Origin of the sequence: Gordonia mangrovi, from assembly GCF_024734075.1 — a bacterium.
GTDB lineage: Bacteria > Actinomycetota > Actinomycetes > Mycobacteriales > Mycobacteriaceae > Gordonia > Gordonia mangrovi.
In genome coordinates this window covers 5,260,732-5,285,299 of sequence record NZ_CP102850.1, presented here as the reverse complement: position 1 = coordinate 5,285,299, position 24,568 = coordinate 5,260,732, and the positions used below count along the sequence as shown (strand labels likewise).

The following is a 24,568-nucleotide window of genomic DNA, read 5'->3' as shown; positions in this document are numbered from 1 at the left end:
CCGACCTGTCGGAGCGGGTCACTAGAATCGCTGGGGTGAGTCCCGCGAAGAGTTCCACCGTGCCCGCGAAGAAGTCCGCCACCGCCGCCGGCAGGTCGTCGAGCTCGGACGGACGTCCACTGCTGATGCTTCTCGACGGGCATTCACTGGCCTACCGGGCCTTCTTCGCGCTGCCGGCCGAGAACTTCAAGACCGCGACCGGCCAGACCACCAATGCGGTGTACGGCTTCACCTCGATGCTGATCAATCTGCTGCGCGACGAGGAGCCCACCCACATCGCGGCGGCCTTCGACGTCTCCCGCAAGACCTTCCGCTCGGAGATGTTCCCGGAGTACAAGGCGCAGCGTTCGAAGTCGCCGGACGAGTTCAACGGACAGGTCGACCTCACCAAGGAGGTACTCGACGCGCTGGGCATCCCGGTGATGGCCATCGAGGGCTACGAGGCCGACGACATCATCGCGACGCTGGCGACGCAGGCCGACGCCGAGGGTTACCGGGTCGTGGTGGTCACCGGCGACCGGGATTCGTTGCAGCTCGTCAACGACTCGATCACCGTGCTCTACCCGCGCAAGGGCGTCTCGGACCTCACCCGGTTCACCCCGGCCGAAGTGGAGAAGAAGTACGGCCTCACGCCGGCACAGTATCCCGACTACGCCGCGCTGCGCGGTGATCCGAGTGACAATCTGCCCGGCATCCCCGGCGTGGGCGAGAAGACCGCGTCGAAGTGGATTCGCGAATACGGTTCGCTCGCGTCGCTGGTCGACCACGTCGACGAGGTGCGGGGCAAGGTGGGCGACGCGCTGCGGACACATCTGGCGTCGGTACAGACCAACCGGCAGCTCACCGAACTCGTCCGGGACATGCAACTGCCGTCGAGTCCGGACGACCTCGCAATGGTGGGCTGGGACCGCGACCGCATCCATGTCCTCTTCGACGATCTCGAGTTCCGGGTGCTGCGCGATCGTCTGTTCTCGACGCTGACCTCGGTGGAACCCGAGGCCGAGTCGGGTTTCGACCTCGACGGTGTGGTGCTGGGCCCGGGTGAGGTCCGCGCCTGGCTGGCCGAGCACACGACCACGGGCCGCAGCGGCGTCGCAGTCACCTCCCCGCGGCAGGTCGTCGGTGCCGATGCCACCGGCATTGCCATCGCCGCGGCGGACGACGTCTCGGCCTACATCGACGTCACGTCCCTCGACGCCGACGACGACCAGGCGTTGGCCGCGTGGCTGGCCGACACCGAGCGACCCAAGGCTCTGCACGAGGCGAAATGGGCTGTACACGCGGTGCGCGCCCGAGGCTGGACGCTCGGCGGCGTCACCAGCGACACGTCGTTGGCGGCGTACCTGGTACGACCCGGGCAGCGCACGTTCAACCTCGACGATCTCGCGTTGCGCTATCTGCGGCGCGAGCTGCGCGACGACACGGCCGCCGACGACGGTCAGATGTCGCTGCTCGACGAGGACGGCGGCGACGCCAAGCATGCCGAGCAGCAGATGCTGGAGGCCCGGGCGGTCGCCGAACTCGCCGACACCCTCGACACCGAACTCGAACGCATCGACTCCCTGGCCCTGCTGACCGAGATGGAGTTGCCGCTGTCCTTCGTCCTCGCCGAGCTCGAAGCCGCCGGCATCGCCGTCGACGTCGACCACTTCGGAGAGCTGGAAGCCGACTTCTCCCAACGCATCCGGACCGCCGCCGACGCCGCCTACGACGTGATCGGCGAACAGATCAACCTGGGTTCGCCCAAGCAACTGCAGACTGTGCTGTTCGACAAACTCGACATGCCGAAGACCAAGAAGACCAAGACCGGCTACACCACCGACGCCGACGCGCTGCAAGGTCTGTACGAGAAGACCGAGCACCCGTTCCTGGCGCACCTGCTCGAACATCGCGACGCCACCCGACTCAAGGTCACCGTCGACGGCCTGCTCAAGTCGGTCGCCGACGACGGGCGCGTGCACACCACGTTCAACCAGACGATCGCGGCCACCGGCCGACTGTCGTCGACCGAACCCAACCTGCAGAACATCCCCGTGCGGACCCAGGCGGGCCGACAGATCCGCGCCGGGTTCGTGGTGGCGCCGGACCACGAGTGCCTGATGACCGCCGACTACAGCCAGATCGAAATGCGCATCATGGCGCACCTCTCCGAGGACGCCGGACTCATCGAGGCGTTCAACACCGGCGAAGACCTGCACAACTTCGTCGGGTCGCGCGCCTTCGGGGTGCCCATCGACGCGGTCACCACCGAGATGCGGCACCGTGTCAAAGCCATGTCCTACGGACTCGCCTACGGACTGAGCGCCTTCGGCCTCGCCGCGCAGCTCAAGATCAGCCGCGACGAGGCCAAGGAACAGATGGAGGCCTACTTCGCGCGCTTCGGCGGCGTGCGCGACTACCTGCACAACGTGGTCGACGAAGCCCGCCGCAACGAGTACACCGCGACCCTGTTCGGTCGGCGCCGCTACCTGCCCGACCTCAACAGCGACAACTGGCAGCGCCGCCAGTCGGCCGAACGGATGGCGCTCAACGCGCCGATCCAGGGCACCGCGGCCGACATCATCAAGGTGGCGATGATCAACGTGTACGGCCGGCTCCGCCGCGAGGGACTGAACTCCCGCATGCTGCTGCAGGTCCACGACGAACTCGTCATCGAAGTCGCCACCGGCGAGCGGGAAGCGGTCGAGACGGTCGTCCGCGAGGAAATGGGAAGCGCGATCACCCTCTCGGTGCCACTGGAGGTCTCGGTCGGCTACGGCCGGTCGTGGGATGACGCGGCGCACTGACCGAACCGCGCCGGTGACCTCGGTCGTTGCGTCGACGACGGGTCACAGGTGAGTCGTCGCAGCGTAAATCTCTCGTAACCGTCGGGTGGATCGGCTTGCCAGCCACTACTGTTCGAACAGTGCGTCGGTGTCTGCCGTAGGCGTCTCGAGCGCGCGCCCGCTCATGCGCTTGCATGTGGGGCAGGTTCACAGATGGGGTATCTGATGCGTTTTCTGCGATCGTCGCGACCGGTCGGGGTGCTCATCGCACTGCTGTCGATTCTGGTCCTCGCGTTGGCGGGGTGTTCGAACAACGAGGAGAGCGAGGGGCTCGGCGCCGACATCTCACCGACCAGCGTCGACGTCGACCCGGTGGCCGAGATCGCGGACCTAGTGCCCGCCCCGATCCGCGAGTCCGGACAGTTGGTGGTCGGTGTCAACGTGCCCTACGCGCCGAACGAGTTCAAGGACGCCAGCGGCGACATCATCGGCTTCGACGTCGACCTGATGAACGCGGTCGCCAGTGTGCTGGACCTGACCCCGCAATACCGAGAAGCGCAGTTCGACACCATCATTCCCTCTGTGCAGGCGGGAACCTACAACGTCGGCATGTCGTCGTTCACCGACACCAAGGAACGTGAGGCGCAGGTCGACTTCGTCACCTACTACAGTGCCGGTGTGCAGTGGGCCCAGCAGGTCGGCGCCGGCATCGATCCGAACAATGCCTGTGGCAAGCGGGTCGCGGTGCAGTCGACCACCTACGAGGACACCGACGAGATCCCGGCGAAGAGCCAGGCCTGCACCGACGCCGGTCAGCCGGCGATCGAGAAGGTGCGCTACGACAGCCAGGACGAGGCCACCAACGCACTGATGCTGGGCCGAGTAGACGCCATGTCGGCCGACTCGCCGGTCACCTCGTATGCCATCGAGCGGTCCAACGGCGCGCTCGAACCCGCCGGCGGAGTGTTCGACTCGGCGCCGTACGGCTACCCGGTGCAGAAGGGTTCGCAACTGGCGCAGGCACTGCAGCAGGCGGTGCAGTACCTGATCGACAACGGACAGTACGAGGCGATCGCGGAGCACTGGGGTCTCGGCGCGGGCACCATCCCCACCTCGGTCATCAACGGTGCGGTCAGCTGACCGGTGACCGCACCGACGACCGGCCCGAGCGGGGCTGACCGCATCTCCGGAGAGCCCGAACCCATCAAGGCGGTGCCACTGCGTCACCCGGGCCAGTGGTTCGCCGCCGCCGTCGTGCTCGTGCTGGTGGTGCTGTTCGTCTACGGCGCGGCCACCAACAGCGCATACGCGTGGAACACCTACGCCAACTATCTCTTCGACACCCGCATCCTCACGGGCATGTGGTACACGCTGGTGCTGACCGTGCTGTCGATGGTCATCGCGATCGTTCTGGGTGTGCTGCTGGCCGTGATGCGACTGTCGTCGAACCCGGTGTTGCGGTCCACCGCGTGGGTCTATCTGTGGGTGTTCCGCGGCACACCGGTGTACGTCCAGTTGGTGTTCTGGGGGCTGTTGCCGGCGATCTACAAGCAGATCGACGTCGGCATCCCGTTCGTCGTGCAGTTCGCCCACTTCGACATCCAGGCACTGTATTCGGCGTTCATCTTCGCGATGATCGGTCTCGCGCTCAACGAGGCGGCCTACATGGCCGAGATCGTGCGGGCCGGTGTGTCGTCGGTGGGCGAGGGGCAGATGGAGGCCTCGGTCGCCCTGGGCATGTCGTGGTCGCTTGCCATGCGGCGCACGGTGCTGCCGCAGGCCATGCGCGTGATCATCCCGCCGACCGGCAACGAGGTGATCAGCATGCTCAAGACGACGAGCCTCGTGGCCGCGGTGCCGTTCACCGGGGATCTGTACGGGCGTGCGCGGGACATCTCCGGGGTGAACTTCGAACCGATTCCGCTGCTGCTGGTGGCGTCCACCTGGTATCTGGCGATCACCAGCATCCTGATGGTCGGCCAGTTCTACCTGGAGCGCTACTACTCCAAGGGCGCCAGTCGGCAGATGACCGCCCGCCAGCTCAAGGCCCAGGCCGCCAAACCGAACACGACGATTCCGGAAGGGGAGAGCGATGAGCGTCGCTGAACGCCCCATGGTCAAGGCCGACCGGGTCTGCAAGAGCTTCGGCTCCCTGCAGGTGCTCAAGGGCATCACCCTCGAGGTGGGCCGCGGCGAGGTGCTGTGCCTCATCGGGCCGTCCGGCTCCGGGAAGTCGACATTCCTGCGCTGCGTCAACCATCTCGAGGTGGTCAACGCGGGACGCCTTTATGTGGACGGAGACCTCATCGGTTACCGCGAACGTGGTGACAAGCTCTACGAGATGAGCCCGAAGGACGCTGCCAAACAGCGCCGCGACATCGGCATGGTGTTCCAGCATTTCAACCTGTTCCCGCATCGCACGACATTGGAGAACGTGATCGAGGCGCCGACCCAGGTGAAGAGGCAGAACAAACGGGAGGCCACCGAGAATGCCCGCACGCTGCTGGCCCGTGTCGGCCTGGCCGACAAGACCGACACCTATCCCGCCCAGTTGTCCGGCGGTCAGCAACAGCGCGTCGCCATCGCCCGCGCGTTGGCGATGGAACCCAAGTTGATGCTGTTCGACGAGCCGACGTCCGCATTGGACCCCGAACTCGTCGGGGAGGTGCTCGGTGTGATGCGCGAACTCGCGGACAGCGGCATGACGATGGTCGTGGTCACCCACGAGATGGGATTCGCCCGGGAGGTCGCCGACCAGCTGGTGTTCATGGACGGCGGTGTGGTGGTGGAGCAGGGCGATCCGCGTGAGGTGCTGGCCAACCCGCAACACGAACGGACCCAGAGCTTCCTCTCGAAGCTGTTGTGAGGGCGGCTCCGCGGCTCACACCTTGCGGCAGCAGAAGATCGCGGTGCCCGGAAAGTACTGTCCGCGGAACGGACTCCACTGCCCCCACACCTGATCGAAACCCTCCGGCCACTCCGGTTCGACGATGTCGTCGAGAATCAGTCCGGCCGCACGGATCTCCCGCACACGGTCGCCGATGGTCCGGTGGTGCTCCACGTAGGTGATCGCGCCGGCGTCGTCGACCTCGGTGTAGGGCGTGCGGTCGAAGTAGGGAATCTGCACGATGAGGCCGTCGGGCCCCGGATCGTCGAGGAACATCCAGCGCATCGGGTGGTTCACCGCGAACACCCACCGACCGCCTGGGCGCAGGACGCGGGCGACCTCGGTCATCACCCGAGCCGAGTCGGCGACGAACGGTACGGCTCCGAAAGCCGAGCACGCCATGTCGAAGGAACCGTCCGAGAAGGGGAGAGCCTCGGCGGTCGCCTGCACGAGCGGGACGTGGCTTCCCTCTGCGCTCATGGCCGCCAGCCCGATTCCGAGCATCCGACGCGACAGGTCCACACCGACCGCCCGCGCCCCCTGCCCGGCGAGCCATCGGGCACACGGTGCCGAGCCGCAGCCGATCTCCAGGATGTCGCGGTCGGCGACCGGACCGAGCAGGCCGATGTCGGCTTCGCGGAGGCCCTCCGGGCACCACACGAAGTCGCCGCCGGCGGAGTACGTGCCCAGGAAGGTGCCGTGTTCGGCGTGGTAATTGTCGGCGTCGTGATCCCACCACCATCGGTTGGCGCGGTCACTCGTCGGCGAGTCGACCGGCCCGAGGATGCGCGGCGGACGGTGCGGCGCATCGTCGCCACCTGCGGGCTCCCCACTCATGCCGGTGAGTCTAACCAGTGCCCCGGCGCAGACCGTTCCCGCCACAGGCGACGCTCGTGCGTGCGACCGCCCGCCCGATGTTAGAATTCCCCGTGGTCAGCGTACTGCTCCTCGGCCCGGTCAATGTGTCCGGACCAGGCGACGCGCGCGCCGATCAGTTCGGCAGTCCGCGGCTGCGATGTCTGCTCGCGGCGCTCGCCAGCCGGGCCAACGCCACCGCCGACGCCGACTGGCTCGCCGAGATCCTCTGGGGCGACAGGTCACCGACCAACCCCGAATCCGCCCTGCACAATCTGGTGTTTCGGCTGCGGGCGCAACTGCGAGAGCGTGGCGTGGCCGAACAACTGAAGGTGGTCACCGCGGCGCCGGGATACTCGCTCCTCGTCGACCGGAGTGAGATCGACATGCTCGCCTACGCCGACCGTTTCCACGAGGGGTGCGCGGTCGCCGACACGGACCCCGATGCGGCGATCGCTCTGTTCGACACTGCCGAGGCCCTCTGGCGTGGCAGGCCATTCGGCGAGTTCGCCGACGAACCATGGGTGCGCGGGGAGGTCGAGGCGCTCGAGGAGATGCGTGTACGCATCGCCGAGGCCACCGCCGACGCGCTGTTGCGCTCGGGTCGGCCCGCCGACGCGGCGAGCAGACTCGAGGCCGCCGCGGTCGAGTATCCCTACCGCGAGAGTGTGCACCTGCGCCGCATGCACGGCTTCTGGCAGGCGGATCGGCCCGCCGACGCGCTCGAGGTGTACCGGCACCTGCGCACCCGGTTGTCGACCGACCTGGGCACCGAACCGGCTGCGCGCCTGGCCGATCTGCACGAACGGATTCTGTCGGGAGAACGCTCCCCGGAGCCGGTGCGGCCCCGAAAGGAGCAGCCGCCGGCACGCTCGGAGGTCCCGCCGCCTTCGTCGTCGCCCACGCAGGATGGGGACGGTCCACTGCTCGGGCGTGGTCGTGAACTGGCCGACCTCGCGGCCCGGCTGCGGCCGGGAACCGTGGTCACCGTGGTCGGTCCGGGCGGTGTCGGCAAGACCGCGCTGGTGCGTGAGCACGTCCACGGCCGAGACTCCACCTGGACGGCGGAGCTGTCCGGCGTGCAGTCGCCGGCCGATGTCGTGCACAGCGTCGTGTCGGCGACGGGTTCCTCCCCTCGACGCGATCTCGCCGACCTCGATGCGCTCATCGAATCACTCTCGCCGCGTACTGGATTGCTGGTCCTCGACAACTGTGAGCACGTCGTCGACGCCGCCGCCGAGTTGGCGAGTGCGGTCACCTCCCGGTGCCCACGGATGGCGGTGGTCGCGACATCGCGCGTCCCGCTGGGGTTGGCCAACGAGGAGGTCAGTGTGCTCGAACCGCTGACGGTGCCGGCCCCGAAGGCATCGCATCAAGAGATAGCGTCGACCCCGTCGGTACGGCTGTTCTGTGCTCGTGCGCGGGCCCGTGACAATCGTTTCGCGCTCACCGAGGACAACGGTGACGCCGTGGCGGAGATCTGCCGCCGGCTCGACGGTCTGCCACTCGGGGTGGAACTCGCCGCGACCAAGGCCCGGGCGATCGCCCCGGGTGCGCTCGTCGACCGATTGCAGTGGCGTTTCCGGATTCTGCACAGTTCGCGCGGCCACGACCCGCGTCACCGCAGCCTGCACGCTCTGGTCGACTGGTCCTACACGTTGTTGAGCGATGCGGGACGCGCCCTGTTCGATGTGCTGGCGGTGTTCCCGGCCCGATTCGACCTCGACGACGCGGAGGCGCTGGCCGACCTCAGTGGCGTACTCCCGGGCCACGAGGTGGCCGAGACCATCAGCGAGCTCGTGGACGCGTCGATGCTCACGCCGGACGCCGCCGGCTACCGGATGCTCGAGACCCTGCGCGCTTTCGGGCTGCGGCAACTCGACGACCAGGACCGGCGCATGGCGGCGCGGTCGGCGCATGCGCGGCTGATCGCGGACCGGATCGCGCCGCTGGGGCGAGACCTGTACGGCCCGGGACACGTGGCCGCCGCCGGCCTGATCGCCGCGCGTCTCGACGACGTTCGACAGGCCGTCGATCATGCCTGCGAGGCCGACCCGGCGCTCGGGGAACAGTTGCTGCCGGGCGTGATCCCGTTTCTGGAATTGACCATGAGTACCGAGGCGACCTCGTGGTCGCGCCGGCTCCGCGAGGCCGCGGCACGGTTGCCCGACGGCGAGGTGACGCAGATGCCGGCGGCGTGGGCGGTCGCGGCCGCCGGCGCCCGCTTCGACGGTGACCTGCCGGCCGCCCTGGACTGCGCCCGGTCGGGGCTGGCGTGTGACCCCGACCCGGTCGTGGAGGTGTATCTGCGGATGATGCTCGTCGAGGTGGGTCTGTTCCAGGGTGACCTCGACGTCTCGGCGACGTTGGCCCGCGAGTTCCGTGCCGCGGCGACGGCGGCGGGAATGGTGGGTGCGGGTCGGATGGCCGATCTGTGCGGCCAGCTGATGAACGCCTACCGCGGAGACGGCCGTGCCGCCCACCGGGCCTCGCTGCGGGTCGCCGAACTGTGCACCGCCGCCGGCGAAAGGGTGGTGGACGGTTGGGCGAAGTACGGTGCGGGCGAATGCATCCTCGACATCGATCCGGTCACGGCCGGCACATTGCTCGACGAGGCCATCGCGGTCGCCGAGCAGACCGGCGACCGTTATCTGATGGGCGTGGCGCTGGTCTCCCGCGCATCGATCGAAGCCCGCAGCGGCACACCCGAGGTGGCTGCGCGGCTGTTCACCGATGTCCTCAACCACTGGCGCGACGCCGGCAACTGGACCCACCAATGGGTGTCGTTGCGCACGGTCGTCGATGTGTTGCTCCAGCTCGATCGCCTGGAGCCGGCCGCGGAACTGTTGGGTGCGATGTACCGGGCCGACGAGATCACGGGTGCCGGGGCCTACGGCACCGACGCGCAACGGCTCGACGCCGCGCACCGGCAGCTCCGCGAGCGCCTCGGGGAGGAGACGGTCGATGAGCTGATGGTGCGCGGCGCCGAGTTGCCGCGAGCCGATGTCGTCGCCGCGGCGTTGGCCGCGCTCAGCGCGGGGTGAGTTCGTAGAAGCGGAAGAAACTGAAGTCCTCGATCGGCAGCACGTCGACCTTCGCGAACCCGGCATCGTGCGCATACGACTGCAGGGTGGCCGGCCGCATGACGGTGCCCGTACCGGCCGACGGCGGCGAACTCATCCCGTCCGGCAGACAGATGAACATCGAGAAGGCGTACATGATCTTGTCCAGATCGTCTGCCGGACCGGCGAACGCGTCGGACACGGCTTCGTCCATGACGACCATCCTGCCGTCGGGGGCAAGCGAGGCGCGCGCCGCCGACAACACCTCGACCGGCCGGGGCATGTCGTGCAGGCACTCGAACGCGAACACGACGTCGAACGGACCTCGCCCGGCCGCGTCGGATCCGTCGGCGAGCAGGAACTCCACCCGGTCGTCGACCCCTGCTTCACACGCCGCCCGGCGTGCCATCTGCACCGACGCCTCGTCGACGTCGAGACCGACGAAGGTCGCCTCGGGGTACGCCTTGGCCAACGCAATGGTCGAGTAGCCACCGCCGAAACCGACATCGGCGATGCGTGCGCCGGGCCGGGACAACCGTGCGTGCAGGTGCTCGACGCCGGCGAGCGCCGGTGCCAGCTCGCGGTCGAACCACGGCCGGTTCAGCGCCGCCTGACATTCACGCGCGTCGGGGCCGAACTCGACCCAACTGACACCGCCGCCGGTGCGGTAGGCATCGAGCAGCGCCGGGAGATGGCCCAACGATGCCGCGAACAAGCGCGGCAACGCGCCCAGGTAGGCAAGACTGGCGGTGTCGGTGAGGGCCTCGGCCACTCCGGGCGAGATCCCGAAGCGGACGGGGTCGGTGCTCAGGTCGGCGTCGAGAATCCCGAAGGCCGACTGCATTTCCAACCATTCCTTGGCGTAGCGCCGGTGCGTGCCGGTGCGCTCGGCCAGTTCGTCGGCCGACAGCGGACCGTGTGCGGTCAGACAGTCGTACCAGCCGAGTCGCTCACCGACGTAGATGCTCATCGTCTCGGCGGTCGCGAGTGCGGAGTTGAAGATCCGCTCGGCGAAGGCATCCGCGGTGATCGGCTCCGGGCCGGCAGCGGCCGGAGCGGGGGACTGAATCGATGGGTTGGGTGCTGGGTTGATGGGTGCTGATGTGGTCATGGGTGTAAGGATGCGACCTGCCCCTCTCAGTTCGCTCTCACGCCGATGCGAGGTTCTCTCACGCGGCTTCGTCAACCGGCAGAACCGGCCACGATGTGCTCGAGGCGGTTGTCGGGATCCCATCGGCGCAGCGCGGTGAACGACCCGGCAGCGTCGAACGGCCCGAGCGCGTCGAGGACTTCGAGCACTGCGGCCACCTGGGCGGTCTCGACGCGGCGCGCCAGAGTGATGTGTGGTGTCCAGCTGTCCGGTGCCGCATGAGCGAAGGCGCCGGCGTCACCGAGGAACGGTGTGGCGGTCTCGAACACCCGGGCGTGCACCGACAGCAGTGCCGCGCTCGGCACCACGAGCCGGGCGAGGATACGGCGGGAGCCGTGTCCGAACAGCAGTGGGGCGCCGATGCGGCACGGTAGCGGTAGGTCGCCTGCGCAGTCGGCGAGCGTGGCATCCACACCACCGTCGATGTGTCCGGCAGCGATCAGGGTGACGTGCGGCCGATTGCTCGACGCGCGGATCCGCGCCGCGCTGGGCAGTCCGGCGTCGGCCAGGGCCTGCCATTCGGCGCGGATCCGCGCGTCGATCGAATCATCGGGCAGGAGCTCGATGGAATGCGCCACGGCGCCAGTCAACCAGAACCGCAGCCGACCGGCGTCAACACGAAGGACACGGGGTGGCTTCCGGCGCACGTTCGACCCGGGACTCGCGACGGAGGTCGACGACCAGGTAAGGCAGCAGCACCTGGGTCAGCGGCCCGACCCCCAGTGCGAACACCACCGTGCCCGGGCCCACCGTCGCGCCGAGCGCCATGCCGGCGAACAGCACGGTCAGTTCGATACCGGTGCGGACCAGGCGGACCGAGCGGCCGGTGCGTCGCACGAGGCCGGTCATCAGTCCGTCGCGTGGGCCCGGACCCAGTTGCGCGCCCACATACAGTGCGGTTCCGACGGCGCACAGCGCCACACCTGCGAGCATGTAGCCGATGCGGAGCACCAAGGAGTCCGGCGCCGGCAGGAGCAGGAGACCGACGTCGGCGAACGGTCCGAGCAACAGCGTGTTGGCCACGGTGCCGGCACCCGGTTTCTGGCGCAGCGGAATCCACGCGAGCAAGACACCCACCGAGGCCACGGTCAGCACGGTCCCGAGCGAGATCGGCACGTGTCTGGCCACACCCACGTGGAAGACATCCCACGGGGAGGCGCCGACGGCGCTCTCGATCATGAACGCGATCGAGAGGCCGTAGAGCGCCAGGCCGGCCAGGAGTCGGCCGACTCGTTCCGGGAGTCGGCCGGCCCGAAGCTGCTGGAGTGGGCCGAGATCGGTGAGCAATTCGTCGGCGGCGCGTGCGGGTTTCGTCATGATCCACCCGACCGCGCGGCGAGTGGTGCCGGCGCCAGCGTCGGCTGTGCGCCGGTCACTGCGCTCAGTTCGGCGTCGACGGCGAAGTACCGCTTGTCGATCCGGCCGATTCCGGGATGGCTGCCCAGGGCGGTCTCCATCGGTCCGTCGCCCCACCGGCGCGCATTCGCCTCGGAGTCGAACAGATACAGCCCGCCCGCGACATGCGCGTCGTCGTCGTAGAGCCAGATCTTCCAGATGAGGCCGGGCAGTCCGGAGATGGCCTGCGCGGCGTGCCGCAGTGCGGTGGCCTGCTCCTCGTCGTCGTGGGGGAGCGCGCGTTCGTAGTTCACTTGGAGCAATGTCATGGGAGTGTCCTGACGTGGGAGTGTCTGGTGTCGAAGAGATTCCGGGCATGCCGGGGACGCCGGCGGCCGTGTCGACGGCCGTCGGGATCGGATGCGCGGGGTCAGATGAGCGGGAAATCAGGTGTAGGCGAGCAATTCCAGCGGAATGCCGTCCGGGTCGTAGAAGACCAGCGCCGCCATGCCGAAGTCGGGCAGGCCGGCGATGCCGTTGTGAGCGACCCCGATGCTGTCGAGCCAGCCGGACCAGGCGTGTAGATCGTCGACCGAATTGACCTGCAGGCCCACGTGATCGAGTCCGGTTCGGGTGACCGAGAACGGAGCGAGGTCCTGCCCGTCGTGTCGGTGGATCGCCCACCACACCCGGCGGTCCGGGTCGGCCATCACGATGCCCTCGCCGCCCTCGTGCGGAACGGTGATCACGTACTCGAGGCCGAGTACCCGCTGATACCACTCCTGGGAGCGCGCGAGGTCGGTCACGGTGAGGGCCACGTGGGCGATGCTGTGCAGTGACGGTGGTGAGGTCGGCGGTGACATCTCTGAACCCGACATCCCTGGATCCGGCATCTCTGGCTCCTTGGTGGCTGGTGGGTGCCCGGACGGATACGAGCCATATTGTCCCGTATCCGTCCGCGGGCCGCGGGCTGTAGCGCTCAACCGATCCGCCGCGCCTCGACGACGAGGCTGCCGTCGGCGAAGTTCACCGCACCCGTGTGCGCCACGATGGTGGTGTTCAGGTGGGCGAGTTCCGGGTGCGCGGTCTCGAAGGTGGCGGCCACGTGGATGGTGTACGGCTCTGTCGGCCATGCGAATCCGGGGGTGACGATGTCAACGGGCGTGGGTGCCGCCACACCGGCCGGCGGTTCGAGGTAGCCGTGCAGTTCCACCGCGACGACCTTGTCGTCGAGGGTGACGACCTCGTGGGCGGTGACGATTCCGGTGCCGTCGTGACGGATGCGGAAGTAGTCGAGCCCGACGAGGTCGGCGCCGGCCAGCTCGCCGTAGGTGATCTTGCCGCCGAAGTGCCCGTTGAGCCGAAAGCCGTCGGCGACGGGTCCGATCGGGACGATGGTGCTGAACTGGCCTTCGAAGCGGTAGGTCGGCTTGGTCGCGGCTGTGCTGTCGTGGGGCAGGGTGGTGGTCATGAGGGTTCTCCTTCGCTGATGGTGTTGGTGATTGTTGATGTGGGTGGTGTCCGACGGCGATGTCGGTGACGTCACTCGACTCCGGCCGGTGCGAATTCGCCCAGCAGTGACTCGAGTTGCTCCTGGGTCAGGCCGGGCGCGAGTTCGGCGCCCTGTGCGGCGACCACCGATTCCAGGCTGTGGCCGACACGTCGCTGCACCGGAGGCAGGTGCGACGAGAGCAGCACGCTCGGATCGAGGTTCCGCACCGCGTCGACGTGACCGCTCAGTCGTGCGCGGTCGGTGTCGACCACCCACGGGCTGTCCACGGTCGCCCAGGTGATCTGGGCGTCGCGCAGAGTGTCGGCGTCCACGGCGTCGGCCGAATCGGTCGCGACGACGTCTGCCGGCAGCGGCGCACCGAAGCAGTCCGAGGCGACGTAGGCACCGGTCTTGCCGTCGAGGAAGCCGAGGGTGCCGGGGCTGTCGAACAGCGGTGGACGCACCGCATGTAGCTCGCGGTCGCCGACGGACACGGTGTCGCCGGGATTGACGATGCGGGTGCGGTCCGGCGGCAACCAGCCGTCCGGGGCCGCCCGACCGAAGGTCATGAACGTGCCGAGAACGGTGGCGCGCGGCGCCATGTCGAGGAGTCGGCGCAGCGCTCCGGTGTGGTCGCGGTCCTCATGCGTCAGCCAGATCCAGCGGATGTCCACTGGGTCGATCAGTGAGCCGAGCGCGTCGAGGAACTCCTCGTCGAGGATCTCGACCCCGCTGTCGACGAGGACCGGCTCGGCCGAGCGGAGCAGGAATGCGTTCATCGGGATCGTGCCCAGCCCCGGGACGGGCCAGTACGTGGGGATCACATGGGTGTCGGGGAGAGCAGCGAATGTGTCTCCCACCCAGGGTTGTTCCATGGTGTCTGCTTTCGTCGGTGGTCGGGACGTTCCCGACACCCACGAATCTGCCGCCTCCGGGGTACGGCCTTAAGCACGCCGAGCACGCAGTTAACCGTCTCGCCCACTCATATAGCCGGTCCTGCCGAGCTGACAGGCGCAGTCGTCAGGCGAGCCCGTGCCGTTCGGCCAGTAACGCGAGGTCGCGGCGCCCGGATGTCCCGGTCTTGCTCAGCAGGCTGCTCACATGACGTTCGACGGTGCGCGGCGAGAGCACCAGTCGGTTGGCGATGTCGCTGTTGGACAGCCGTAAGGCGATCAACACGAGGACGTCGACCTCGCGACTGGTCACGCCCATCTCGTGCAGGGGCGCCGGCACCTGGCTGCTCCCGCGTCCGCGGCGTGGGACTGGTGCCCCGAGTTGCCGCAACGTCTGTCGGCAACTGGTCGCCAGCGGCTCCTGGTGGTGCTCGGAGAACCAGCGCACACCCTCCTGCGCCCACGCCACGGGTTCGCCCCACCCGTCGCGGCGGGCGTCGGGTGACACGATCCAGCGAGTGAGGTGGATCAACCAGTCGATGCTGTCGTAGCCGCGCATATCCAGCTCTGCGGCAGCGAAGTCGCGCTGCGCACGGTCGCGTTCGCCGCGACGACCCGCATCCACGGCGTCGGCGGTGGCCAGCAGGGCCCGGTTGGCGCGGGTGCCGGCGCCGGCGCTGCCGCGCACGCGGGCGCGGTCGGCGTCGGTGAGCGGCGCGTGCACCGCGCGCAGCAGCGCCCAGAGCCCCCAGTGCGGAAAGTGATGTCCGGGCAGATCGGCCAGCAACGTCGCGGCAGTATCGAGGTGAGCCAGGGCCTGCACCCGGTCGGTCCCGAAGAGGGCACGCAGTGCATTCACCCGTCCGGCGACACCCGCCTCGATGGCGAGCGGCTCGGGAGCCGGGCCGGCCGCCGCCCGCGCACGGGCGATGGCCTCGTCCATGGCGGGATCGTCGCGGTCGTGGGCGTAGGTGCGGGCGGTGGTGAGCCACGCCCACGCCAGGACCGGCGATCCGATCCGGGCGGCGACGTCGATCGCGCGATCGGCGGCGCGACGTGCGAGCAGGCTCTCCGACCGCGCGGCGTACGCCTCGGCGAGGTGGAAGTCGGCGTGCGCGATGGTGTGCGGATCGCCGATCGTGAGCGCCTGGGCGCGGGCGGCCTCGAGTCGATCCACCCGCAGGTTGTCGAGCAGGTCGATGGTGCCGAGTTCGTGCAGCGCGCCGGCCGACGCGTGCGGGTCGTGCGCGTTGGTCGCGGTGTCGAGTGCCCGTTCGAACCACCGCGTGCCCTCGGCGATGTCGTAGGTGCGGCTCGCACGACCGAGGATGTCGAAGGCCTCGCACCGTATCCGATCGGGCGCTGCCGCATCGTCGGCGACGTCACGGGCCCGGTCCACCGCACCGGGGAGATCGCCCCGACCGAGCCGGATCAGTGCCTCCAGGACCGCTGTGTGCGGGTTGCGCGCGTCGCTCGGTGCATCGACGAGTGGCTGCAACTCCACCTCCGCGGCGTCGAGGTCACCGGACGCGATCGCCGCCCGTACCATCGCCTCCCGGACTCGCCGGGTGGTGGCGGCGTCCGGCGACGAGGCCAGCGCCCGCCGAGCCGCGTCGTCGGCCGCGGATCGGTCGCCCCGCCGGCCGTGGACCTCGCTGAGGACCGCTGCGGCCGCCGCGACCGTGGCGGCGTCGACCGCATGTGCCGGTGTCCGGGACACCAGAACATCGAGACGCCGGACGGCGGCGCCGAGGTCGCCGCCATTCGCTGCGGCCACACCGGATCGCAGCAACACGCTGTGCCAGGTGGCCAGGTCGTCGGCGTCCTCGGCCAACGTCAACATCAGATCGTGGTGTGCGTCAGAGCCGTCGGACGCGCTGCGCACCACCTCGAGAGCTGCCCGCGCGAGGGACCGACGTTCGGGGGTGAGCATCGTGCGCACCACCTCGTCGCGGGTCAGCGCGTGCCGGAACCGCAGCGCGCCGTCGGACTCGACGATCACGCCGGCATCGGCGGCCTCGCGCAGGGCGGTCGCCACCCTCGGAGCGTCGAGCGAGGTCACCGGACCGATGAGCTCCCAGTCGAATTCGTGGCCGAGCACGGCGGCCGCGTGCACCACTGCGCGCGCGTTCGGGCTCAGTGCGGCGAGTCGGCGGTGCAACGATGCCGCGACAGTCGGCGGCGCCACCGTCTGCAGGCGTGGTCCGTCGACGCGCCACGTGGTGCCATCCGCCACCAGAACACCCGACCGGATCAGGCCGGACAACAACTCCTCGACCGCGAACGGGCTGCCACCGGCGCGATCGACCACGAATGCCATCAGGTCGTGGTCGACCGCGTCGACGCCCAGCACGTCGCCGACCAGGGTGCGTACGGCAGCAGGCGGCAGCGGAGGAAGCGGCCAGGTCGTGGCAACGCGTCGGTCGACCAGCCGCGCCAACGCCGGCGGCATCGCGTCGGCTCGCGCGCTCAGCAACAGTCGTGTCCCGTGCGCCTCCCGGTTGTCGATCAGATAGCCCAGCACGGCGAGTTCGTCGGGGTCGGCCCACTGGAGATCGTCCAGCACCAGGACCAGACTGGTCCGTCGCGACGCCGCGCGCAGAAAGCGGATCAGTTCTTCGGCGAGCGCTGTCGGCGACCCCGACGACGCATCGAGCGCGCGCAGTGCCGACTGCCACGCGACCCAGAGCCGGTCGCCCGGTTGACACCCGGCTTCGAGGTCGACACGACCGAGCGCTTCGCGAAGACTGCGGAGGCCCTCGGCGGCGTCGCCGTCGATCGCCCGCCCCTGGAGCACCCAGAGGCCGTTGGCACGCGCACGAGCCGCCGCGTGCTGTAGCAGTCGAGACTTTCCGAGGCCGGCGTCGGCGATGAGTATCACCGGCCGACCGTGCCCGGTCGTCGGTGCCACGAAGTCCTCGAGCCGGCCGAGGATCTCGTCGCGGCCCACGATGTGGCGCGCCGCCAGTGACCCGGATGGCTGTTGACCAGCCGAGATGAGTTGCTCCACCGGGACACTGCCCACCTCGGAAATGGTGGCACAGGCGACGGACTGTCACACCTGGAAAAGAGCCGAATGGCGCCGTGGGATCAATCGGAGCGACCATATTTGCCCAGGACAAGTGGACTGGCGTAACCTTCTACGCGCATGCGCCCTCCGCGCGTGCAGCCGTCGTGCCCGGAGTTCAACTGTCCGTTCACCGGCGGCGGCCTGAACTGTACCTACAACACACCTGTCCGGAGCAACTCACAAATATGTCGTCCCCCACGATCACCTCGCCGCAAGTAGCCGTCAATGACATCGGCTCGGCCGAGGACTTCCTCGCCGCCATCGACTCCACGATCAAGTACTTCAACGATGGCGACATCGTCGAAGGGACCATCGTCAAGGTCGATCGGGACGAGGTTCTGCTCGACATCGGTTACAAGACCGAAGGCGTGATCCCGTCGCGCGAACTGTCGATCAAGCACGACGTCGACCCCAATGAGGTCGTCAACGTCGGTGACGAGGTCGAGGCCCTGGTCCTCACCAAGGAGGACAAAGAAGGCCGCCTGATCCTGTCCAAGAAGCGTGCGCAGTACGAGCGCGCCTGGGGCACGATCGAGGAGCTCAAGGAGAAGGACGAGGCCGTCAAGGGCACCGTCATCGAGGTCGTCAAGGGCGGCCTGATCCTGGACATCGGGCTGCGCGGCTTCCTCCCGGCATCGCTGGTGGAGATGCGTCGCGTCCGCGATCTGCAGCCGTACATCGGCAAGGAGATCGAGGCCAAGATCATCGAGCTCGACAAGAACCGCAACAACGTGGTCCTGTCGCGTCGCGCCTGGCTCGAGCAGACCCAGTCCGAGGTCCGCAGCGAGTTCCTGCACCAGCTGCAGAAGGGACAGGTCCGCAAGGGCGTCGTGTCCTCGATCGTCAACTTCGGTGCGTTCGTCGATCTCGGCGGCGTCGACGGTCTGGTGCACGTCTCCGAGCTGTCCTGGAAGCACATCGATCACCCGTCCGAGGTCGTCGCCGTGGGCGACGAGGTCACCGTCGAGGTCCTCGACGTCGACCTGGACCGCGAGCGCGTGTCGCTGTCGCTCAAGGCCACTCAGGAAGATCCGTGGCGTCAGTTCGCCCGTACTCATGCGATCGGTCAGATCGTGCCGGGCAAGGTCACCAAGTTGGTGCCGTTCGGTGCGTTCGTCCGCGTCGACGAGGGCATCGAGGGTCTGGTCCACATCTCCGAGCTGGCCGAGCGCCACGTCGAGGTGCCGGATCAGGTTGTCTCGGTCGGTGACGATGCGATGGTCAAGGTCATCGACATCGACCTGGAGCGTCGTCGGATCTCGCTGAGTCTCAAGCAGGCCAACGAGGATTACACCGAGGAGTTCGACCCGTCGAAGTACGGCATGGCCGACAGCTACGACGAGCAGGGCAACTACATCTTCCCCGAGGGCTTCGACGCGGAGACCAACGAGTGGCTCGAGGGCTTCGAGACGCAGCGTGAGGCATGGGAGGCCCGGTACGCCGAGGCCGAGCGTCGCCACAAGATGCACACCGCTCAGATGGAGAAGTTCGCCGCTGCCGCCGCCGAGGCTGCCAACGCCCCGTCGGATTACTCGTCGGCATCGGAGAGCCGCAGCAACGCCGGTTCCGCTCCGGCCTCGTCGGGTGGCTCGCTGGCCAGCGACGAGCAGCTCGCCGCACTGCGCGAGAAGTTGTCGGGCAACGCCTGATAGTTTCTGATTCGCCAAAGGGCCTCTTCCGCAACGGGAGAGGCCCTTTGGCGTTTCTCCCGCATGCTCGCATACTGCGGGCCGAGATCGACACCGTCACCCCGTCGTGAACCTCGGTGTCGGAGGAATGGACCCCGACATTCGGGCCTGAATACTCTCTCGCAATCGGACGAGCAGGTTGTCGCTCCCTCGCTACGTTTCCGCTCTCTCGATCGAAGGAGCGTGTTCGGGACGGGGGAGCAACGTCTAGTCCGCGAAGTGGGCCAACAGCTTTCGATGACGGTGCCGGAAGAGGTTCGCCACGAACAGCGCCAGCAGCGGTGCCAGCGGGCGAAGCGGCAGACGCGGACGAAAGTCGAGTTCGTCGACGACCTCGGTACTGGTGGGCGACAGCGCGGTCAACGTCCTGGCGTGCCGCCAGACTGTCATCGATGCCATCGAGGACGCTTCGCGGAAGCCTCGGCCCGGGGTGAGCTCAGCGAGCGTGAGGTCGTCGTAGTCGAGCGGTAGGAACCCGCCGAAAAGGAGCGGAACCTTGCCGAGCGGTTGCCCGATCTCCATGTCGGCAATGGTCTTCCCGCGATGGTGGCGGGGCAGGCGCATCTTCAGGTAGGGCATCAGTTCGTCGTTGATGCCGTCCATGCTCGTCACCCGCTCCAACACGAGGTCGACGGGCGCCGCGACCACCGTGCGCTGCGTGTGCGTATGGAACCGATCCGACGGATGTGCCATCTTCTGAGCGTGCGGGCGCGATTCGGCGTCGTCAACGGCCTCCGCGCACCCCACCCATGCGTAGTTGACAATAGTTTTCATTAACCGCTTGAATGTCCGGCGTGCATTCACATCCGACACAACTGACCAGGTCCGCCGCGTTGCTCGCCGCGGGATTGTTCGCGCTGACCGCATGCGGTTCCGATAGTGGGGATTCCGCCGAGCCGAGCAGCGCACCGGCCGCGTCCGCACCGGTCGAACAGCAGAGCGCCACCCCACGACTCGCACTGAGCTACGACGGCGGCATCCTCGTGCTCGACGCGGAGTCGCTCGAGCAGGTCGCCGACATCCCGACCGACGGGTTCATCCGCCTCAACAGTGCCGACAACGGCCGCAACGTCTTCGTCTCGGAGTCCGGCGGTTTCCGCGTGCTCGACATGGGAACCTGGACCCAACAGCACGGCGATCACGGCCACTACTACACGTCCGAGGTCGAGATGACGGACATGACGTTCGGGGGTGCCGAGCCCGGACACGTGGTGCCACACGATTCACGGATCACCCTGTTCAGCGACGGAACCGGCGAGGTCGACATCGTCGAACCCGCGGAGTTGTTGCGCGGGAATGCAAAATCCACGGAGTACGTTGTGCCCGAACCGCATCACGGTGTCGCCGTGGCACGTGGCGACGGTAGCCTGGTGGTGACCTCGGGCAACGAGGACTCCCGCACCGGCATCGTCATCCTCGACAAGGACCGCAACGAGATCGCGCGCACCGATGAGTGCCCGGGCGTCCACGGTGAGGCCGCAGCGGCCGACGGCGTGCTCACCTTCGGCTGCACCGACGGCATCGTCGTCGTGCGCGGCAACGAGATCCAGAAGGTGCAGAGCCCCGACGGGTACGGGCGTATCGGCAATCAGGCCGGCTCGGAGGAGTCGCCGATCGTGCTCGGCGACTACAAGACCGATGAGGACGCGGAACTCGAACGGCCGAACCGTTTCACCCTCACCGATACCCGCACCGGAGATCTGCGCATCGTCGACTTCCCGGCAAGCTACAGCTTCCGGTCCATCGAGCGCGGGCCGAACGGCGAGGCGGTGATCCTCGGTACCGACGGTTCTCTCTACGTCTACGACCCGCTGACCGGTGAGCAGATCCGCACGGTCGAGGTCATCGACGCGTGGACCGAGCCGGACGAATGGCAGTCGCCGATGCCGAACGTTCACGTGCAGGAGGGCGTCGCGTACATCACCGACCCGAACGCACAGACCGTGACCGCCGTTGACGTGGCCACCGGCGAGCAGAAGGCTCAGGCCGAACTGCCGCAGCAGACCATCGAACTCACCGGGGTCACCGGCTGAGCCGACGCCTGCATCATCGTTCCGCTGTCAGTCCCTCGTTCCGTTTGCTCTGCACCGATCGATGCAGTGCCAATGGAACGAGGGACTGGCACACCCGTCGCGGGGTATTTGCAAGACTGGTGACGTGATCAGACTGGGGCTGTCCGGCGGCATCGGGGCCGGAAAATCAACGGTGGCCAAGACCTTCATCGACCGCGGCGGTTACCACATCGACGCCGACAAGATCGCGCGGGAAGTGGTGGAACCGGGGACACCCGGACTCGCCGCCCTGGTGGAGGCATTCGGCGAGGAGATCCTCGCCGAGGACGGCAGCCTCGACCGGCCGGCGTTGGCCGCCAAGGCGTTCGTCGACGACGAACAACGGCAGAAGCTCAACTCGATCACGCATCCGCTGGTGGGCAAGCGCACCCAGGAGTTGCTGAAGGCCGCGCCCGACGACGCCATCGTGATTCAGGACATCCCGTTGCTCGTCGAGGGAAACATGGCGCCGTTCTTCCACCTGGTGGTGATCGTGCACGCCGACGCCGAGACCCGGGTCCAGCGCCTGACCACGGCACGTGGCATGCCCGAAGACGACGCACGCGCACGGATCGCCGCACAGGCCGACGATGATCAGCGCCGCGCGGTGGCCGACGTGTGGCTGGACAACTCTGGCAGTCGCGACGACCTCGCGGCCGCTGCCGCGGCCCTGTGGGACGAGCGATTGGTGCCCTTCGAGCGCAACGTCCGGTCTCAGACCGTGGTCCGTGCTCCGTTGGAGTTGGCCGAGCCGGACCCCGGCTGGGCGGCCGAGGGCGCCAGGCTGGTGAACCGGTTGTGGGCCATCGTCGGCGACAAGGCTTCGGCCATCGATCATATCGGCTCCACCGCCGTTCCCGGTCTGATCGCCAAACCGACGATCGATGTCCAGATCACCGTCGCGGAGTTGTCGGTGGCCGACGCGCTCGCCGATGCCTTGGCCGACGGCGGCTTCCCCCGGGTAGCGGGCGTGGACGGGGACAACCCCAAGGCCGATCCGGCGACCGGCTCGGTGGACGAGGGAAGCTGGGGCAAGCGCCTGCACGGCTCTGCCGATCCGGGACGGTCGGCCAACGTGCATCTCCGTGCCACGGATTCGCCGGGCCGTGCGTTCGCCCTGGACTTCCGCGACTGGCTGCGCGCCGACGCTGCCGCTCGCGCCGAGTATGCCGAGGTCAAACGCAAGGCGCTGGCCTCGGCCGACGGCGACCTCGGTCGCTACATCGAGGCGAAGGAGCCGTGGTTCGAGGGCGCCTACCGGCGCATCGCCGTCTGGAAGAGCGACGGTTCGCACAGCTGAGGTTCGAACGATCAGATGAACTCTGGCCACAGGTGTGCGCAGAATCGCGGTTAGGGATCGTCGCTGAGTCGATCCTTTGCTAGCGTGAAGCCGCACCCACGGGTGCGACATAGATCACTGCTCCGAGTCGAGGGAGAACCGCCATGGGTGCACGCACGAAGGGACGCGCCGCCGCGGCGACCGTAGCGTTTGCCAGCGTTGCAGCAGCGGGGGCGGTGTTGGCGGCCCCGGCGAGCGCCGACGTCACAGACTTGCAGGTCGACAACTCCGCGCTGTTCGGTTCGGTGGGTGAGAATCGCTACGGGGTGGGATGCGGATACGGGGTCATCGCCACTGCCACGCCCGACGAGGACGTCGACTTCTACGTGAACGGGCAGAAGCGAGGGACCATCAACGCTGAAGGCGGAAAGGCCACGTACCCGTGGATCCCATTGTTGCCGGGCGAGTACGAGATTGTCGCGAAGCAGGGGGAAGGTGATCCGGGCAAATCGACCGGTGTCCTCACTGTCGTCCCCGCCGTCTACACCGGCAGTTCCTGCATCATCCTGTAGTCCCCGGTAGCAGCTTGCGTGAACACTCGGGAACAAAACCGTGATTCTGCCTCAGTAAAGTTGCCGAATCGTGATTCGTGTGACATACCTGAAGCGATCGCAATCGTCGGGATGCGATCGCTAACGCACGAATTACCAAGGGGGAACAGCACATGGCTGTAAGCAAGACCCGCCGCTCGTTCGGCGCCGCCGTCGCATTCGTCGGTGTTGGAGCGGCAGGCCTCATGATGGCCGGTCCGGCCAACGCTGCGGTCACAGGTGTCGACATCACGTCTGCATCCGGCTATGGCTCGGTTGCGGGCACCTACGGCGCCGGCTGCTCGTATGACGTGAAGGTCAGCGTCAACAACGAAGCGTCTGACATGAAGGTCTACTTCCGCGTTCTGGGTCCGGACGGCGAGGTTGTTGAGGATACAGCGACCAGCAAGTACCCCACCGGGAACTCCGCCTCGTTCTCCTGGGCGCCGGGTGCGCCGGGTGACTACACGCTTCAGGCGACTCAGGACGCGGAAGGCGATATGCCTGACTGGGAGTCGGAAGAGGTTGAGGAAGCAACTCCGACCGCCGGCCAGGCCATCAGCATTCCGTCTGACCCGCCGTTCGGCAGCGTCCCGTTCGCGGGCGCCTGCTTCGTGCTGGTTCCCTGACGGATTCAGTTTTCTTCTCGCGACGGGCGTCGCGGACTCCGGTCCGTCGACGCCCGTCGTCGTATCCATCGCTGAATCGGTCCGGTGATTGCCTGAATCCTCTTCACGCTGTCGGACGGGGTTGCTACGTTCACAACACTGAACAAGAGCTGTTCGACAAGTGAGATGGAGAACGACATGTCGATGTATGGAAAGCGGTTCCTGCTGGCCGCATCCGCGATGGTGGGTGTCGGGGCTGCCGGCCTGATGATGGCCGCGCCTGCTTCGGCCGCGGTCACCGAGGTGAGCATCACCACGCCTTCGGGGTTTGGTTCTGTTGCAGATACCTACGGGACCGGTTGTGAGTATGAAGTCGCGGCGACAGTCAATGACTACTCGGAGTCCGCTGCGGACGTGGAATTCGAGGTCACCAACAATGGTGGCACTACCTGGACCGATCTGGGTTCTGCCGCCACACCGACCGAGGCGACCGTGACCGAGTCATGGGCTCCAAGCGACCGGGGTGTCTATCAGATCCGTGCCCGTCAGGGCGCCACCGCTTGGCAGTACACAGCGAATTTGACGGTCGGCACCGGCTTCCAGGTGCCCAATTACGGTGGGTCGGTGGAGCTGCCGTTCGCCGGTACATGCTTCATCCTGCAGCCGTGACGGCACGCTGAGTCCGGGTACCGGGGCGTCGAGGACACGAGTCCGCGGCGCCCCGGTTTGCGTGACGCGACCGGCGAGCAACTGGCAACGAATGTCACCAAAAATATGAAATGTGATGTACGGCGCTGCTAGCGTGTCTCCTGCGCGCTCCGTCGGAGGTGGCGCATCAGTGGA

21 protein-coding genes are annotated in these 24,568 nt (G+C 67.7%); 11 read left to right on the top strand and 10 right to left on the bottom strand.

Annotated features, from left to right (window positions below; genetic code table 11):
* Positions 1-35 precede the first annotated feature (35 nt).
* From polA to NWF22_RS23980, 4 genes are all read left to right on the top strand, one after another.
* The gene (gene polA, locus NWF22_RS23995) at positions 36-2,786 is read left to right on the top strand and encodes a DNA polymerase I (protein ID WP_160901263.1); all 2,751 of its coding nucleotides are present in this window, start codon (positions 36-38) and stop codon (positions 2,784-2,786) included.
* Between the two features lie 204 nt (positions 2,787-2,990).
* A complete protein-coding gene (locus NWF22_RS23990) occupies positions 2,991-3,905 on the top strand; it encodes an ABC transporter substrate-binding protein (protein WP_202398436.1) in 915 nt (304 codons plus the stop codon).
* Positions 3,906-3,908: 3 nt separating this feature from the next.
* Positions 3,909-4,871, top strand: coding sequence for an amino acid ABC transporter permease (locus NWF22_RS23985; RefSeq protein WP_160901264.1), 963 nt, complete (start codon positions 3,909-3,911; stop codon positions 4,869-4,871).
* Positions 4,858-5,631, top strand: a complete 774-nt coding sequence (locus NWF22_RS23980) for an amino acid ABC transporter ATP-binding protein (RefSeq protein WP_309249727.1) — start codon at positions 4,858-4,860, stop codon at positions 5,629-5,631. The genes NWF22_RS23985 and NWF22_RS23980 overlap by 14 nt, the downstream gene beginning before the upstream one ends.
* Before the next feature lie 15 nt (positions 5,632-5,646).
* On the opposite strand, the gene NWF22_RS23975 is transcribed toward NWF22_RS23980, so the two are convergent.
* Positions 5,647-6,489: a class I SAM-dependent methyltransferase gene (locus NWF22_RS23975; protein WP_160901265.1), complete on the bottom strand. Its 843-nt coding sequence runs from the start codon at positions 6,487-6,489 to the stop codon at positions 5,647-5,649.
* 77 nt (positions 6,490-6,566) lie between these two features.
* Between NWF22_RS23975 and NWF22_RS23970 the strand changes: the two genes are divergently transcribed.
* Positions 6,567-9,551: an AfsR/SARP family transcriptional regulator gene (locus tag NWF22_RS23970; RefSeq protein WP_160901266.1), complete on the top strand. Its 2,985-nt coding sequence runs from the start codon at positions 6,567-6,569 to the stop codon at positions 9,549-9,551.
* Here the strand turns inward: NWF22_RS23970 and NWF22_RS23965 are convergent.
* From NWF22_RS23965 to NWF22_RS23930, 8 genes are all read right to left on the bottom strand, one after another.
* A complete protein-coding gene (locus tag NWF22_RS23965) occupies positions 9,538-10,680 on the bottom strand; it encodes an SAM-dependent methyltransferase (RefSeq protein WP_160901267.1) in 1,143 nt (380 codons plus the stop codon). The two genes, NWF22_RS23970 and NWF22_RS23965, sit on opposite strands and share 14 nt — an antisense overlap.
* A 71-nt stretch (positions 10,681-10,751) precedes the next feature.
* Positions 10,752-11,297 carry a 2'-5' RNA ligase family protein gene (locus NWF22_RS23960; protein ID WP_160901268.1) on the bottom strand — a complete coding sequence of 182 codons (546 nt, stop codon included), beginning with the start codon at positions 11,295-11,297 and terminating at the stop codon, positions 10,752-10,754.
* A gap of 34 nt (positions 11,298-11,331) precedes the next feature.
* Positions 11,332-12,036, bottom strand: a complete 705-nt coding sequence (gene yczE, locus NWF22_RS23955; RefSeq protein WP_160901269.1) for a membrane protein YczE — start codon at positions 12,034-12,036, stop codon at positions 11,332-11,334.
* Positions 12,033-12,383, bottom strand: coding sequence for a YdhR family protein (locus NWF22_RS23950; RefSeq protein WP_160901270.1), 351 nt, complete (start codon positions 12,381-12,383; stop codon positions 12,033-12,035). Before NWF22_RS23950 ends, yczE begins: the two co-directional genes overlap by 4 nt.
* Before the next feature lie 117 nt (positions 12,384-12,500).
* Positions 12,501-12,947, bottom strand: a complete 447-nt coding sequence (locus NWF22_RS23945; RefSeq protein ID WP_160901271.1) for a VOC family protein — start codon at positions 12,945-12,947, stop codon at positions 12,501-12,503.
* 86 nt (positions 12,948-13,033) lie between these two features.
* A complete protein-coding gene (locus NWF22_RS23940; protein WP_160901272.1) occupies positions 13,034-13,525 on the bottom strand; it encodes a DUF3237 family protein in 492 nt (163 codons plus the stop codon).
* 71 nt (positions 13,526-13,596) lie between these two features.
* Positions 13,597-14,421 (bottom strand): oxygen-binding di-iron domain-containing protein, encoded by an 825-nt coding sequence (locus NWF22_RS23935; RefSeq protein WP_160901273.1) that lies wholly within the window; start codon positions 14,419-14,421, stop codon positions 13,597-13,599.
* 145 nt (positions 14,422-14,566) lie between these two features.
* On the bottom strand, positions 14,567-17,464 hold the full coding sequence (locus NWF22_RS23930; protein WP_160901274.1) for a helix-turn-helix transcriptional regulator: 2,898 nt from the start codon (positions 17,462-17,464) through the stop codon (positions 14,567-14,569).
* A 230-nt stretch (positions 17,465-17,694) separates the two neighbouring features.
* On the opposite strand from NWF22_RS23930, the gene rpsA reads away from it, so the two are divergent.
* Positions 17,695-19,158: a 30S ribosomal protein S1 gene (gene rpsA / locus NWF22_RS23925; protein WP_160901275.1), complete on the top strand. Its 1,464-nt coding sequence runs from the start codon at positions 17,695-17,697 to the stop codon at positions 19,156-19,158.
* A 246-nt stretch (positions 19,159-19,404) separates the two neighbouring features.
* Here rpsA and NWF22_RS23920 read toward each other — a convergent pair whose 3' ends face one another.
* Complete coding sequence (locus NWF22_RS23920) at positions 19,405-19,890, bottom strand: Rv1443c family protein (RefSeq protein ID WP_160901276.1); 486 nt, start codon at positions 19,888-19,890, stop codon at positions 19,405-19,407.
* A gap of 101 nt (positions 19,891-19,991) precedes the next feature.
* Here NWF22_RS23920 and aztD point away from each other — a divergent pair, with 101 nt between their 5' ends.
* The 5 genes from aztD (at position 19,992) to NWF22_RS23895 (ending at position 24,394) form a co-directional block, all read left to right on the top strand.
* Complete coding sequence (aztD, locus tag NWF22_RS23915) at positions 19,992-21,230, top strand: zinc metallochaperone AztD (protein ID WP_160901277.1); 1,239 nt, start codon at positions 19,992-19,994, stop codon at positions 21,228-21,230.
* Positions 21,231-21,354: 124 nt separating this feature from the next.
* A complete protein-coding gene (gene coaE / locus NWF22_RS23910) occupies positions 21,355-22,548 on the top strand; it encodes a dephospho-CoA kinase (RefSeq protein ID WP_160901278.1) in 1,194 nt (397 codons plus the stop codon).
* Positions 22,549-22,691: 143 nt separating this feature from the next.
* Entirely contained in the window at positions 22,692-23,099 is a 408-nt protein-coding gene (locus NWF22_RS23905; RefSeq protein ID WP_160901279.1) for a hypothetical protein, read from the top strand.
* A gap of 152 nt (positions 23,100-23,251) precedes the next feature.
* Positions 23,252-23,746, top strand: a complete 495-nt coding sequence (locus NWF22_RS23900) for a hypothetical protein (RefSeq protein ID WP_160901280.1) — start codon at positions 23,252-23,254, stop codon at positions 23,744-23,746.
* A 165-nt stretch (positions 23,747-23,911) separates the two neighbouring features.
* Positions 23,912-24,394 carry a hypothetical protein gene (locus NWF22_RS23895; RefSeq protein ID WP_160901281.1) on the top strand — a complete coding sequence of 161 codons (483 nt, stop codon included), beginning with the start codon at positions 23,912-23,914 and terminating at the stop codon, positions 24,392-24,394.
* The last annotated feature ends 174 nt before the right edge of the window (positions 24,395-24,568 follow it).

What these genes read in the sequence shown, in the direction of transcription:
- NWF22_RS23990 (WP_202398436.1), top strand. Translation starts at nt 2,991, where the DNA reads ATGCGTTTTCTGCGATCGTCGCGACCGGTCGGGGTGCTCATCGCACTG.
- NWF22_RS23980 (WP_309249727.1), top strand. Translation starts at nt 4,858, where the DNA reads ATGAGCGTCGCTGAACGCCCCATGGTCAAGGCCGACCGGGTCTGCAAG.
- NWF22_RS23975 (WP_160901265.1), bottom strand. Translation starts at nt 6,489, where the DNA reads ATGAGTGGGGAGCCCGCAGGTGGCGACGATGCGCCGCACCGTCCGCCG.
- NWF22_RS23970 (WP_160901266.1), top strand. Translation starts at nt 6,567, where the DNA reads ATGTTAGAATTCCCCGTGGTCAGCGTACTGCTCCTCGGCCCGGTCAAT.
- NWF22_RS23965 (WP_160901267.1), bottom strand. Translation starts at nt 10,680, where the DNA reads ATGACCACATCAGCACCCATCAACCCAGCACCCAACCCATCGATTCAG.
- yczE (WP_160901269.1), bottom strand. Translation starts at nt 12,036, where the DNA reads ATGACGAAACCCGCACGCGCCGCCGACGAATTGCTCACCGATCTCGGC.
- NWF22_RS23950 (WP_160901270.1), bottom strand. Translation starts at nt 12,383, where the DNA reads ATGACATTGCTCCAAGTGAACTACGAACGCGCGCTCCCCCACGACGAC.
- NWF22_RS23945 (WP_160901271.1), bottom strand. Translation starts at nt 12,947, where the DNA reads ATGCCGGATCCAGGGATGTCGGGTTCAGAGATGTCACCGCCGACCTCA.
- NWF22_RS23940 (WP_160901272.1), bottom strand. Translation starts at nt 13,525, where the DNA reads ATGACCACCACCCTGCCCCACGACAGCACAGCCGCGACCAAGCCGACC.
- NWF22_RS23935 (WP_160901273.1), bottom strand. Translation starts at nt 14,421, where the DNA reads ATGGAACAACCCTGGGTGGGAGACACATTCGCTGCTCTCCCCGACACC.
- rpsA (WP_160901275.1), top strand. Translation starts at nt 17,695, where the DNA reads ATGTCGTCCCCCACGATCACCTCGCCGCAAGTAGCCGTCAATGACATC.
- NWF22_RS23920 (WP_160901276.1), bottom strand. Translation starts at nt 19,890, where the DNA reads ATGGCACATCCGTCGGATCGGTTCCATACGCACACGCAGCGCACGGTG.
- NWF22_RS23905 (WP_160901279.1), top strand. Translation starts at nt 22,692, where the DNA reads ATGGGTGCACGCACGAAGGGACGCGCCGCCGCGGCGACCGTAGCGTTT.
- NWF22_RS23900 (WP_160901280.1), top strand. Translation starts at nt 23,252, where the DNA reads ATGGCTGTAAGCAAGACCCGCCGCTCGTTCGGCGCCGCCGTCGCATTC.
- NWF22_RS23895 (WP_160901281.1), top strand. Translation starts at nt 23,912, where the DNA reads ATGGAGAACGACATGTCGATGTATGGAAAGCGGTTCCTGCTGGCCGCA.